This window comes from Peribacillus sp. NPDC058002, assembly GCF_042886655.1.
Taxonomy (GTDB): domain Bacteria; phylum Bacillota; class Bacilli; order Bacillales; family DSM-1321; genus Peribacillus; species Peribacillus aracenensis.
This window is the reverse complement of record NZ_JBHVQU010000001.1, coordinates 108,818-121,193: the sequence shown is the minus strand read 5'-3', so window position 1 is coordinate 121,193 and position 12,376 is coordinate 108,818. Positions and strand designations below refer to the sequence as shown.

Annotated in this window: 13 protein-coding genes and 1 riboswitch; of the genes, 12 read left to right on the top strand and 1 reads right to left on the bottom strand. The window is 40.9% G+C overall.

The window, feature by feature from the left end:
• The first annotated feature begins 10 nt into the window (after positions 1-10).
• The 10 genes from ACFVSH_RS00565 (at position 11) to ACFVSH_RS00520 (ending at position 7,695) form a co-directional block, all read left to right on the top strand.
• Complete coding sequence (locus ACFVSH_RS00565; protein ID WP_387704334.1) at positions 11-589, top strand: DUF6470 family protein; 579 nt, start codon at positions 11-13, stop codon at positions 587-589.
• An 8-nt stretch (positions 590-597) separates the two neighbouring features.
• Positions 598-1,041 carry a flagellar assembly protein FliW gene (gene fliW / locus ACFVSH_RS00560; RefSeq protein WP_260286330.1) on the top strand — a complete coding sequence of 148 codons (444 nt, stop codon included), beginning with the start codon at positions 598-600 and terminating at the stop codon, positions 1,039-1,041.
• Positions 1,041-1,274 carry a carbon storage regulator CsrA gene (gene csrA / locus ACFVSH_RS00555; protein WP_387704332.1) on the top strand — a complete coding sequence of 78 codons (234 nt, stop codon included), beginning with the start codon at positions 1,041-1,043 and terminating at the stop codon, positions 1,272-1,274. Before fliW ends, csrA begins: the two co-directional genes overlap by 1 nt.
• 138 nt (positions 1,275-1,412) lie before the next feature.
• Positions 1,413-2,603 (top strand): flagellin N-terminal helical domain-containing protein, encoded by a 1,191-nt coding sequence (locus tag ACFVSH_RS00550; RefSeq protein WP_387601166.1) that lies wholly within the window; start codon positions 1,413-1,415, stop codon positions 2,601-2,603.
• 721 nt (positions 2,604-3,324) lie between these two features.
• Positions 3,325-3,687 carry a flagellar protein FlaG gene (flaG, locus tag ACFVSH_RS00545; protein WP_387704330.1) on the top strand — a complete coding sequence of 121 codons (363 nt, stop codon included), beginning with the start codon at positions 3,325-3,327 and terminating at the stop codon, positions 3,685-3,687.
• Between the two features lie 14 nt (positions 3,688-3,701).
• Entirely contained in the window at positions 3,702-5,213 is a 1,512-nt protein-coding gene (locus ACFVSH_RS00540; protein ID WP_387704328.1) for a flagellar hook-associated protein 2, read from the top strand.
• 27 nt (positions 5,214-5,240) lie between these two features.
• Positions 5,241-5,642 (top strand): flagellar export chaperone FliS, encoded by a 402-nt coding sequence (fliS, locus tag ACFVSH_RS00535; protein WP_387704326.1) that lies wholly within the window; start codon positions 5,241-5,243, stop codon positions 5,640-5,642.
• A complete protein-coding gene (gene fliT, locus ACFVSH_RS00530) occupies positions 5,642-5,986 on the top strand; it encodes a flagellar protein FliT (protein WP_387704324.1) in 345 nt (114 codons plus the stop codon). The genes fliS and fliT overlap by 1 nt, the downstream gene beginning before the upstream one ends.
• 254 nt (positions 5,987-6,240) lie before the next feature.
• Positions 6,241-6,798, top strand: coding sequence for a ribosome hibernation-promoting factor, HPF/YfiA family (gene hpf, locus ACFVSH_RS00525; RefSeq protein WP_098371577.1), 558 nt, complete (start codon positions 6,241-6,243; stop codon positions 6,796-6,798).
• Between the two features lie 640 nt (positions 6,799-7,438).
• Positions 7,439-7,524, top strand: a riboswitch (cyclic di-GMP riboswitch).
• A 30-nt stretch (positions 7,525-7,554) separates the two neighbouring features.
• Positions 7,555-7,695: an anti-repressor SinI family protein gene (locus tag ACFVSH_RS00520; RefSeq protein WP_260286323.1), complete on the top strand. Its 141-nt coding sequence runs from the start codon at positions 7,555-7,557 to the stop codon at positions 7,693-7,695.
• A gap of 149 nt (positions 7,696-7,844) precedes the next feature.
• On the opposite strand, the gene ACFVSH_RS00515 is transcribed toward ACFVSH_RS00520, so the two are convergent.
• A complete protein-coding gene (locus ACFVSH_RS00515; RefSeq protein ID WP_061141195.1) occupies positions 7,845-8,168 on the bottom strand; it encodes a helix-turn-helix domain-containing protein in 324 nt (107 codons plus the stop codon).
• Positions 8,169-8,587: 419 nt separating this feature from the next.
• Here ACFVSH_RS00515 and secA point away from each other — a divergent pair, with 419 nt between their 5' ends.
• Both secA and prfB read left to right on the top strand, forming a co-directional pair.
• Positions 8,588-11,101 carry a preprotein translocase subunit SecA gene (gene secA / locus ACFVSH_RS00510; protein WP_387601151.1) on the top strand — a complete coding sequence of 838 codons (2,514 nt, stop codon included), beginning with the start codon at positions 8,588-8,590 and terminating at the stop codon, positions 11,099-11,101.
• A gap of 170 nt (positions 11,102-11,271) precedes the next feature.
• Positions 11,272-12,370 (top strand): peptide chain release factor 2 gene (gene prfB, locus ACFVSH_RS00505; RefSeq protein ID WP_228467568.1). Its coding sequence is split into 2 segments (ribosomal slippage): positions 11,272-11,334 and positions 11,336-12,370, totalling 1,098 coding nucleotides; the frame shifts between segments, so codons are not numbered across the junction.
• The last annotated feature ends 6 nt before the right edge of the window (positions 12,371-12,376 follow it).

Sequence of the window (12,376 nt, the reverse complement as noted above, 5' to 3'; positions counted from 1 at the left end):
AGTGTTGATGATGCAGATTCCACAAATCAGATTGCAATCCACCCCCATGAAGATTGGATTGAATCTAGAGCAGCCTGTACAGCAAATCGAACAGAAGGCGGCGGTCCAATCCATCGAACAGCCGCAAGCCATACTGGAGATTCAAACGACACCAGGCAAGCTGACGATCGATCAGTCACAAGCAAGGGAAGACATGGATTTGAAAAGCCTCTCAAGAAGAGTCGATGAATTTGCAAAGCAGGGATATCAGGATTGGCTGGCGGGTATGGCAAGACGTGCCCAGCAGGGAACGGAGCTGAGGCATATTGAAAAAGGCGGTAATCCAATCGCTGAACAGGCCAGGCAAAACAGCAAAGGGCCTGATAAGCAATTCAACCTCGGATGGATTCCCTCTCATTTCAGCGTGAAGCTGGACTACGAGCCGGCCCGGGTGGAGATTGAAGCAACCGTGCAAAAACCGATCATTGATGCTCAAATCAATGGGGCGAACCATACATACACACCAGGAAGTGTGGATGTCGAAATTCTACAAAAAAATGCGCTGGATATAGATTTCATCAATTTATTTCCAGATGAGATAGGGCAGTGAAAACATAGATGATCATACAAACAAAATTTCATGGCGAACTTGAATTGGCAGAGAAAGAGATTTATATATTTGAAAACGGGATACCAGGGTTTTTAGAAGAAAAACAGTTTTGCTTGCTAGCTTTGGATGACACGCCCTTTTTCGTCCTGCAATCGATAGAAACAAAAGGGCTTGCTTTCATTGTAACGGACCCTTTTGAAGTGTTTCATGATTACGAAGTGAAGCTCACGGATGAGGTGTTATCTTCTTTACAAATTGAAACGGAACTGGAAGTCATCACTTTCGTCATCTTAACGATCCAGGACCCTTTCAATGAAACGACGGCCAATCTACAGGCTCCCATCATCATAAACGGCCCCAAAAAAGTCGGTAAGCAATTTATCATGAATGCTAGTGAATACCGTACAAAGCACAGACTGTTTGAACCTCAAGCAGAACAGGGGGGGAAATGATGCTCGTATTGACCAGAAAACCAAATGAAGCGATCATGATTGGCGATGATATCGAAATTACGATCCTGTCCGTTGAGGGGGAACAGATTAAACTGGGAATCAATGCCCCTAAAAACATCGATATCCATAGGAAGGAAGTCTATCTGTCCATCCAGCAAGAAAATAGAACAGCCTCAAAAACAGAAACCAATTTTCTGGAAAATATAAATGAGCATTTCAAGAAAAAATCTTAAAATCCGCTAAATATGTTTCCAAGCAGGTCGATATTAACTATACAACGATGGGTAGTGAAATAGGCGGCCGACTTATTCACTGCCCATCGTAAACAACCACATGGACGTGGGGACTTAAGACTCAAGGAGGAAACATAAATGATTATCAATCACAATATCTCAGCTCTAAACACGCACCGTCAATTATCAAGTGCAACGAATGCACAATCCAAATCGATGGAGAAACTAGCATCAGGCATGCGAATCAACCGTGCAGGTGATGATGCAGCTGGTCTAGCAATCTCTGAAAAAATGCGTGGACAAATCCGCGGATTGGATCAAGCTTCCCGTAACTCACAAGATGCTATCTCTTTAATCCAAACAGCAGAAGGTGCATTAAACGAAACGACTGATATCCTGCAACGTATGCGTGAACTTGCTACACAAGCATCTACTGACACTAATACAACAAACGACCGTGGAGAAATCCAAAAAGAAATGGATTCTTTAACATCTGAAATCAACCGTATCGGTAATACTACTGAGTTCAATACTCAGAAATTATTGAACGGTGAAAAAGATACTAATACTACTGGTAACGTAGCTAAGGTTGAATTTGATCTAACTGGAATGACAGCGGGATCTATAGATGTTTTAGGAGAGAATGTAGCCTTTGATACTGATGAGGGTACTACAGCTTCAGCTATAGAAACAGCAATCACTGGAAATGCTGAGTTAAATGCTAAATACAATGTTACTGTGACTGGTAACCAAGTGGAGATTACAGCGAAATCAAAAGGCGAGGATGCAGACTTAAAAGTGGACCTTACTGGAGGTACAGATGTTACAGATAAAACTGTCACAACTACAGAAGGAAAAGCTGATGGCGCAGGACTTCAATTCCAAATTGGTGCTAATGAAAACCAAAGCCTGACACTTGAAATTGGTGACATGCGTGCAAGCGCTCTTGGATTGACTGGAACGGGTGCAGGATATACTGCAAAATCAAATGTAAGCAACGGAACTGATTCTACAGGCGTTGAATCTGGTCTTGATGTTTCCAATGCTAAAAACGCATCAGCAGCTATCACAAAAATCCAATCTGCAATTGACACAGTATCAGCAGAACGTTCTAAACTAGGTGCTAACCAAAACCGTTTAGAGCACACGATCAACAACTTAGGTACTTCTTCTGAAAACCTGACTGCTGCTGAATCACGTGTTCGTGATACAGATATGGCTAAAACAATGATGGAGCAAACTAAAAACTCTATCTTGGCGCAAGCATCACAAGCAATGCTCGCGCAAGCAAACCAGCAACCACAGGGCGTTCTTCAATTACTTCGTTAATTGGATAGTTAGCCCAACAATAAAGGGTCTGACACTTTGTGTTAGGCTCTTTTATTTGTACTGATTGAAGTGTGTAAGGAACATTACGATGCAGAAAAAAGGGATTACTGACCTTTAAAAAGTAAGGGACCATTCGTTTATCTGTCACCAAGGAATCTTATGGCTACAATCCTAATGACTTCATTGACTATGATGGTACTACAAAATACGTAGATGAAGATGTGATTACTGGGTATGGTGAAAATGACTGGTGAACACAGCTATCAGTCACAAGAGGGATGGGATATTCCATTACTAGTATGTTCGCAGGTTCATTTGAATAAAAAGGGAAGTCCTATAATTAAAATCGTCAGTCATAATTTTTTCGAACGTAGAGAAGTAATTATCACCTCAGTTTTAATCTTTTAATTTTTTAAAAAAGAATGTAGGTAAAAGGAGTTCCATCTAACTGTTAAAACAAAGTTGATTGGAACGTAAGGTGCGAGGCTCCCAGACCGCCCGCGGAAAGCGAGTGCCTGGAGAGGAAATCAACGGTCAATATTTATAAGCCTAAAATAACTGAGACTCTAGATATTTTTCTGGAGTTTTTTTAGTAGAATCTCTTTTTAGCAAAGGATCTTTAATGAATGTCTGCAGGTGCAACCAAAATCTAAGAGTGACTAAATATAAAATCTTAATTACCGATATAAAAAGTAAAGATATCATATTGGGGGCTATTTAGATGCTGGAGAGTTTGTCCACGAATATTCTTTCCTCACAACTTAGAACAGCAATCTCGGAAGGAATCAGTTCATATTATCAGCGGGAAATGAATACGCTTGCCTATTCGGAGCAAAGTGTGGAATCTACTGATGGGCCTTCAAAAGAAAAGATGCAGGAAATGGTGGATAATTTGAACACCTTCCTGAAACCGGCACATACGGCCGTTCGTTTTGAATATCACGAGAAGCTGAATGAATACTATGTAAAGGTAGTCGATGACGTGACGGATGAGACGATCAGGGAAATTCCTCCGAAGAAGTTATTGGATTTCTATGCGGCAATGACGGAGTTTGTCGGCATAATGGTGGATGAAAAAATATAAGCGGGTGATTTATTATGGTACGAATCAGTGGTTTAGCAAGCGGGATGGACATTGATGAACTAGTTAAGAGCATGATGCAGGCAGAACGGGTGCCATTGGATAAATTAACACAGAAAAAGCAGTATTCCGAATGGCAGCGGGATGATTACCGTTCGATCAATACAGCTTTATCAGAATTGGATACGCTCATTCGTGATGGAATCGGGAAGCAATCCTCCTTTATAAAAAAGAAGGTGTCGGTTTCGAATCCAGAAGCTGTATCAGTGAGAAATGTGAATTCGACCAGTGATTTTTCCGGGAATGTACAAGTGAATGGACTTGCCAAAGCAGCAACCATGACAAGTACGGAAAAATCAGCTGTTACCGACCCCAAAAAGAAACTATCGGAATTGGGTTTCACGACACCACAAGATATTACGATACTCGCCATCAATAAAGATGGCGGTTTTGATACGGAAGTAAAAGATGGAGTGACAGTGGAAAAACCGTACACGCTTACCCTTAGTGCGGACGATACGTTAGAGAGTGTGATAAATAAAATTAACGCTAACTCTGGAGTGACCCTATTTTTTGATGAAGCGTCCCAGCAGTTTTCCATCACTGCTAAAAATACCGGTGATGTTAAGGATCGAGCTGAAATTGAATTAGGGGGCACCGGAGATTTTTTCGATATGTTAAAAATGGCCAGTAACAATGAAGGAACTGGCGGCACAAAAGGGGAAAATGCGTCCATTGTTTATAATGGACTGGAAATTTCCCGGCCTTCGAATACGTTTCAGATTAATGGAGCGGAAATAACGGTAAAGCAAAAAACGACAGATACAGTTACATTCTCATCAACAGCTGATGTGGATGCCATCCTGGATACGATCACACAGTTTGTGAATAAATACAATGAAGTCATTAAAAAGGTTCAAGATAAAACGGGTGAAGCGAAATATCGCTCCTTTACGCCGCTTACCTCTGAACAAAAGAAGGCAATGACAGAGGATGAAGTGAAGCTGTGGGAAGAAAAAGCGAAGAGCGGAACGTTAAAAAGCGACTCGACATTAAAAAGTCTCCTGACCACAATGAGGTCATCTCTATACACCTCGGTGGATGGAATCACGGGAAAAAACAGTCTTAGCAGTTTGGGTATCACCACCACCAAAAATTATTTGGAGGGCGGTAAATTAACGATTGATGAGGATAAGCTCCGGGCAGCCATCAGTGAGGATCCCAATGCGATTTATGATATGTTCATGGCCAATGGTCCGGAAAAGAGCGACAAAGGACTCGCGCGCCGGTTAAGGGATGATATAGAATCATCGATGAAGGTGATTACTGAAAAAGCCGGAAAGGCAGGCTATGTTAATAACAATTTTACACTCGGAAAATTGGTTGATGGGCTGGATAAGAAGATTTCCACATTCGAAGCGAAGTTAACGAAACTGGAATCGCGCTATTATAACCAGTTTACGGCGATGGAAAAAGCGATTCAAAAGGCAAACAGCCAAAGTGCATCATTAGCTTCTTATTTTAGTTAAGGTATGTCAGAAAGGAAGTAGTTAAGTATGGCGATAAATAATCCATATCAATCGTACCAGCAAAATTCAGTCAATACAGCATCCCCGGGAGAGCTTACATTAATGCTTTATAATGGCTGTTTGAAGTTCATCATGCTTGGGAAGAAAGCCGTTGAAGCAGGAAATATCGAAGTGAAGAATACGAACATCATCAAGGCACAAAATATTATCCGCGAATTGATGGTGACGCTGAATATGGACGCGGATGTATCCAAAGATATGCTGAGTCTATATGATTTCATGAACCGGCGTCTGATCGAAGCGAATATGAAAAATGATGTTGCTGCCTTGGAAGAAGTGGAGGGGCTTGTTACTGAGTTCCGGAATACTTGGAAGGAAGTAATTCAGATCAATCGGAAAAAACAATTTACCCAAAGCGGTCAAGTGTAATGGTGATTAGAACCTTTCATAATTTGACTGCTGAATTGCTTGCCGTTCTGGAAGATCGCACGATCACAGAACGTGATGATAAAATAGAAAGGGTTACAAAGCTGATTGATCGGCGGGAGGGGCTTCTTTCACAAATTAACCCGCCGTTTACTGGTGAAGAGCAACAATTGGGCCGTGCGGTACTGTTGCTCAACCAGCAGGTCGATCACTTGCTGAAGCTCCAAAAGCAGGAGATACAGCGGGATATCCAGGAAATAAATAAGAAGAAACGATCATCCAATAAATACACGAATCCGTATGAAAGTCTATCAGTGGATGGCGTGTTTTATGATAAAAGAAATTGATTACCCTGCCGTTTGGATGCCAAACGTTTATTATGTTAAGTATTTTTAAATTTTCTGTAAATAAATTAGGCTTAATTTTTTCTTTATAGCATAGCATTTGATATAATGAAGCTAGGGCAGACATCAACCCTTTCCAAACCTTCCGACAATTGTTTCATGATTTCGACATGTTTCATGATGTGTGTTTCTAAAGGAAACCGGAGGGGTATTGTAGAATCTAACTGTATAGTCTTAATTTAAGGAGGACTCACTTTATGAATTACAACGTACGCGGTGAAAACATTGAGGTAACTCCAGCAATTCGAGAATACGTCGAAAAGAAAATTGGCAAGTTAGAACGATATTTTAACAATACACCAGATGCGAATGTGTTAGTGAATTTAAAAGTGAACAATAATACATCTAAAGTCGAAGTGACGATTCCCATGCAGAATTTGGTTCTTCGCGCTGAAGAGGAAAATGCGGATATGTATGCTGCCATTGACTTGATCAATGATAAGCTTGAACGCCAAATTCGTAAACATAAAACGAAGGTCAATCGTAAGTTCCGCAACAATCTATCTACGACACCCGATGCATTCGCCTTCAATACGGATGTTGACGAAGTGGTGGATGAATTCGAAGACGATAATGATATTGAAGTGGTCCGCAATAAGCGCTTTGATTTAAAGCCAATGGACAGTGAAGAGGCGATTTTACAAATGAATATGCTTGGTCACAGTTTCTTCGTTTACACGAATGCGGATACTAATACAACAAACGTAGTGTACCGCCGAAAAGATGGACGCTATGGATTGATTGAACCTAGTTAACTATTAATCTTAGATCAAAAGCACAGCCCAGCCTCTGGGTTGTGCTTTTTTGATAGAATGCGTTGGCTGTTTGATTTACTATAAAAAGACTTGTTCTCTAAAAAGCCCAAAAGTTCATTTGAAAGAACGAATAATGTTCTTTATTAAGAAAAATGATTAATTTTACCTATTTAAACACCTCTAACTTTTGCACTATACTCAAGTTGTTAGTTCTTTAAAAAGAACAATTGGTTATTTATAAAAAAACAATTTGAATAAGATGCAGAGGGGTTGGAAAACTTGTATCGAAAGAATTGCCATACATGCCATAGGGCTTCTTTTAGCAGTGCGGAATATGGAAAGTGGCTTTGTCCGACCTGCGGTGAGGATTTAACTGCGCAAAAAGCCCTTGATGCACTTATAATTGAAAGAATCAATACACCCCAATGGAATAGTAAGAAGAGCAATATTCACTATTATTCAAACAAAAGAAATTGAATTGGCCTATGTTAAATTGCCTGAACTGTGAATTTTCTTAATATTGTAATATTTTGTCGGATGAAAGTTTTTGCATTTATGTGGATTACCGACATAAAATAGCAATATATGGAGTGTGTTTCCGTTATAATATGATTATAAGCACTGTATTTGGTAATAAATACCATGACAAAGGCAAACTGATTGAAAGATTAGGGCGCAAAGGCACAGGTCTAAGGTCCTTGTGACTATGATGGCTGGTCTGCCTGAAATACAAGAGTATTTTAGGAGGTAGAAGAGGTGGCTAACGTGGCAATGGATCAAGAATGGGTGAAGTTGATTTCAGAAGCAAGGAGTTTGGGTTTCAAAAAAGAGGAAATCAGTGCTTTTTTGAAAAGGGAAAGCGTTGAGGTAACTTTTGAGGAGAACGATGGAAAATAGGTTCCGAACAAGATTGAGAACATCCCTATAAACAGTGGTTCGATTCATTAGCTGTTTATAGGGGGGATGTCTCCTTGAGATTCTGGTGAGTCTAGCTTATCCAAACTATATTTTATTGGATTATGTAGGTAAACTAGTGCACTACTACTCTACTCTTCTTTATCTTTTCTCCATTTATTAAACTCGATGAATTCCCTGAATTGTTGTTTTGAAACACCTGAATTCATGGCTTCCTCAACGATTTTCATCCAGTCATTGTCCAAGGTTTCCTTATTTGGAGCATCATAAAGCAGGGCATCGACAGGAATGTTAAGTACGGCGGAGATTTTTTCAAGAAATTGAATAGAAGGATTCGTTTGTAAGTTCCGCTCGAGCGAACTTAAATAAGACTTTGCCACACCCGCTTTATCGGCAAGTTCAGTCATTGACATTTTCTTTTCTTCTCGCAGTTTTTTTACACGTTCACCAATCATCAATACCACCTCGAAACATGTTCTATTTATCTTCCGCTATTAAGTTTCAGTAGCCCACCTTATCATTCAAAACATGACGCCTGTAAGGCTGGATTACCTTGACATGCTATCGCTATAGAGGACATAGCATCTAGTGATGGAAGGTTATGGATAATTCTCATTTGCATATGGAATAGTGGGGAGTTTGCAACATATTTTTTATACTTCCTCCTATTTTAACAGTTTTCCTCCTCATTTATCCATTGTTTTTCGCAAGAATTGAATTCAGGTCTATACCAGGGAAGTGACATGAAGTTGTACCTCTAGAATAGAAGTGGTAAAATTAAGCGTGCATTAGTAATAATAGAAGTTGTGTTTCTTCTTACTTATATGAATTTAGTCATTGAACGATCATTACCATAATAGAGGAGCGTTATTGAATGCTTAATATATTAAATAAAGTTTTTGATCCGAATAAGCGAGAAATCAAACGATTAGAAAAAATCGCCGATCAGGTGGAAGCACTGGCTGATGAGACGGCTGCACTATCGGATGAACAGTTGCGTGCCAAAACGGATGAGTTTAAAGAGCGTTATCAAAATGGGGAGACCGTTGATGATTTGCTTGTCGAGGCGTTTGCGGTTGCGCGTGAAGGTGCAAAGCGTGCTCTGGGCTTATATCCTTACCGTGTTCAAATCATGGGTGGGGCATCCCTTCATGATGGAAATATCTCCGAGATGAAAACTGGGGAAGGTAAAACCTTAACATCCACCATGCCTGTTTATTTAAACGCGCTTACCGGTAAAGGTGTACATGTCGTTACTGTCAATGAATACCTGGCACACCGTGATGCCACCGAGATGGGTGTATTGTATGATTTCCTTGGTTTGACCGTCGGATTGAATTTGAACAGTCATTCTAAAGAAGAAAAGCAGGGAGCGTACAATGCGGATATTACGTACAGTACGAATAATGAGTTAGGTTTTGATTACCTTCGTGACAACATGGTGTTATATAAAGAACAAATGGTACAGCGCCCGCTGCACTTTGCTGTCATTGATGAGGTCGATTCGATTTTGATCGATGAGGCGAGAACGCCATTGATCATTTCCGGTTCCGCACAGAAATCGGCTCAACTTTATATCCAGGCCAATGCGTTTGTAAGAACCTTAAAAAAAGAAACGGACTACACATATGATGAAAAGACAAAAGGTGTTCAGCTGACGGAAGATGGGATGAATCGAGCTGAAAAAGCGTTTAATATCGATAATTTGTTCGATATTAATCATGTTACTTTGAACCATCATATCAATCAGGCGTTAAAGGCGCATGTTTCCATGCATTTGGATGTGGATTATGTGGTCCAGGAAGGCGAGATAGTCATCGTTGACCAATTCACTGGCCGTTTGATGAAAGGCCGCCGTTACAGTGAAGGTCTCCATCAGGCGATTGAAGCGAAAGAAGGACTTGAAATTCAAAATGAAAGCATGACTCTTGCGACAATTACATTCCAGAACTATTTCAGGATGTATGAAAAACTTTCAGGTATGACCGGGACAGCTAAAACGGAAGAAGAGGAATTCCGCAATATTTATAATATGAATGTCATTGCGATCCCGACAAACAGGAATATCATCAGGGATGACAGGGCGGATCTTATATACGCGACAACTGATGGGAAGTTCAAGGCTGTTGTGGAAGACATCGGCGAGCGTTATAAAAAGGGTCAGCCTGTGCTTGTCGGTACGGTTGCCATCGAAACATCTGAAGTCATATCTGCCTATTTATCCAAAAAAGGAATCCCTCACGATGTTTTGAATGCCAAGAACCATGAGCGTGAAGCGGAAATCATTGCGAATGCAGGTAATCAAGGCTCAGTTACGATCGCTACGAACATGGCGGGACGCGGTACGGATATCAAGCTTGGTGAAGGTGTCAAGGAGCTTGGAGGCCTTGCTGTCATCGGTACGGAACGTCATGAAAGCAGGCGTATAGATAACCAGCTGCGTGGTCGGTCAGGCCGTCAAGGAGACCCAGGGGTCACTCAATTCTATTTATCAATGGAAGATGAATTGATGCGCCGCTTCGGTTCGGATAATATGAAAAACATGATGGCACGCCTTGGAATGGATGATTCCCAGCCAATTCAAAGTAAAATGGTGACAAGGGCCGTTGAATCCGCACAGAAACGGGTCGAAGGCAATAACTTCGATTCACGGAAGCAATTACTGCAGTATGATGATGTTCTCCGTCAACAACGGGAAATTATTTATAAACAGCGTTTCGATGTCATGGAAAGTGAAAATTTACGTGAAATCGTCGAAACGATGATTACGGGATCCATCGAGCGGAATGTTGTCGCGTTTGCACCAATGGGTGATGAGGAAGGCTGGAATTTACAAGGCCTTGTGGATTACCTGAATGGTAACCTATTTAATGAAGGTTCAATCACTGTAGCTGATTTGGATGGGAAAAATGAATCGGAATTGGTTGAGTTCATTTTAGCAAAAGTGAAAGAAGGCTATGACCAAAAAGAAGAAGAGCTATCTGAAGAACAAATGCGTGAGTTCGAAAAAGTAATCGTTCTTCGTGCAGTCGATAGTAAGTGGATGGACCATATTGATGCAATGGAGCAATTGCGCCAAGGGATCCACCTTCGTGCCTATGGCCAGATCGATCCGTTACGTGAATATCAATCTGAAGGTTTCGCAATGTTCGAAGCCATGATTGCTTCAATGGAGGATGAAGTTGCCAAATACATCATGAAGGCTGAAATCCGCAACAATTTGGAGCGTAAGGAAGTCATAAAAGGACAAGCGGTCAATCCGAAGGAAGAAGATGGGGGTAAAGTGAAAAAAGCCCCTGCCCGTAAAAAGGAAGACGTTGGCCGAAACGCGTTATGCCCATGCGGCAGCGGTAAAAAATATAAGAATTGCCATGGCAATTTAGGCTAAAGTTAGGTGTATAATGAATATGGGACGGTTAAGTGTAAGGCTTGCCGCCTCTTTTCATGTTTAGTTTGCATAAAGCAATATACTTGCATATAGTTTGAAGAGGTTTATTTGTAATGAAGCGAATCCCTCTTCTGGGATTTTTTTTAACATACTTAATGAGGTGAAGAGAAATGGAATTAGCAGAAATAAGAAATGAACTTGAACGGACAGCGCAACGATTAACGGACTTTAGGGGGTCTCTTTGACTTAGATGAAAAAGAGGCACGAATCGCACAGCTTGAAAATGAGATGACACATCCCGATTTTTGGAATGATCAGCAAAAAGCACAAATTGTCATTAATGAAACGAATGCTTTGAAAGAACAGGTCAATCAATTGTCCGAACTGAATGAATCATATGAAAATCTGGATTTGACATATGAATTAGTGAAAGAGGAGAATGATCAAGAACTTTTGGCTGAGCTGGAAGAAGAAATTACGATTCTTTCACAAAAGATGAATGATTTTGAACTTCAACTTTTACTAAGTGAAGAATATGACTCGAAAAATGCCATTCTTGAACTGCATCCTGGTGCGGGCGGAACGGAGTCCCAAGATTGGGGTTCCATGCTGCTTCGCATGTATACAAGATGGGGTGAAAAAAGAGGCTTTAAAGTGGAAACCCTTGATTACCTTCCAGGTGATGAAGCTGGAATCAAGAGTGTCACTTTAATTTTCAAAGGCCATAATGCCTATGGTTATTTAAAAGCGGAAAAAGGGGTCCACCGTCTTGTCCGGATTTCCCCTTTCGATTCCTCAGGGAGACGCCATACTTCATTCGTTTCATGTGAAGTCATGCCGGAATTCGATGAGACGATCAATATAGAAGTACGCACGGAAGATTTGAAAATCGATACGTATCGGGCAAGTGGTGCAGGTGGTCAGCATATCAATACAACGGACTCCGCAGTCCGGATCACCCATATACCTACGAACACCGTGGTAACGTGCCAAAACGAGAGATCTCAAATCAAAAACAAGGCCCAGGCCATGAATATGCTGAAAGCCAAATTGTATCAACGTGAAATTGAACAGCAACAGGCGGAATTGGATGAAATCCGTGGTGAGCAAAAGGAAATTGGCTGGGGCAGCCAAATTCGTTCATATGTTTTCCACCCGTATTCCATGGTTAAAGATCACCGTACCAGTGCGGAGACTGGAAACTTGGGAGCAGTCATGGATGGGGATATTGATATGTTCATTGATGCGTACTTGCGTTCAAAATTATAAGATCAA

What these genes read in the sequence shown, in the direction of transcription:
- ACFVSH_RS00565 (WP_387704334.1), top strand. Translation starts at nt 11, where the DNA reads ATGCAGATTCCACAAATCAGATTGCAATCCACCCCCATGAAGATTGGA.
- fliW (WP_260286330.1), top strand. Translation starts at nt 598, where the DNA reads ATGATCATACAAACAAAATTTCATGGCGAACTTGAATTGGCAGAGAAA.
- csrA (WP_387704332.1), top strand. Translation starts at nt 1,041, where the DNA reads ATGCTCGTATTGACCAGAAAACCAAATGAAGCGATCATGATTGGCGAT.
- ACFVSH_RS00550 (WP_387601166.1), top strand. Translation starts at nt 1,413, where the DNA reads ATGATTATCAATCACAATATCTCAGCTCTAAACACGCACCGTCAATTA.
- flaG (WP_387704330.1), top strand. Translation starts at nt 3,325, where the DNA reads ATGCTGGAGAGTTTGTCCACGAATATTCTTTCCTCACAACTTAGAACA.
- ACFVSH_RS00540 (WP_387704328.1), top strand. Translation starts at nt 3,702, where the DNA reads ATGGTACGAATCAGTGGTTTAGCAAGCGGGATGGACATTGATGAACTA.
- fliS (WP_387704326.1), top strand. Translation starts at nt 5,241, where the DNA reads ATGGCGATAAATAATCCATATCAATCGTACCAGCAAAATTCAGTCAAT.
- fliT (WP_387704324.1), top strand. Translation starts at nt 5,642, where the DNA reads ATGGTGATTAGAACCTTTCATAATTTGACTGCTGAATTGCTTGCCGTT.
- hpf (WP_098371577.1), top strand. Translation starts at nt 6,241, where the DNA reads ATGAATTACAACGTACGCGGTGAAAACATTGAGGTAACTCCAGCAATT.
- ACFVSH_RS00515 (WP_061141195.1), bottom strand. Translation starts at nt 8,168, where the DNA reads ATGATTGGTGAACGTGTAAAAAAACTGCGAGAAGAAAAGAAAATGTCA.
- secA (WP_387601151.1), top strand. Translation starts at nt 8,588, where the DNA reads ATGCTTAATATATTAAATAAAGTTTTTGATCCGAATAAGCGAGAAATC.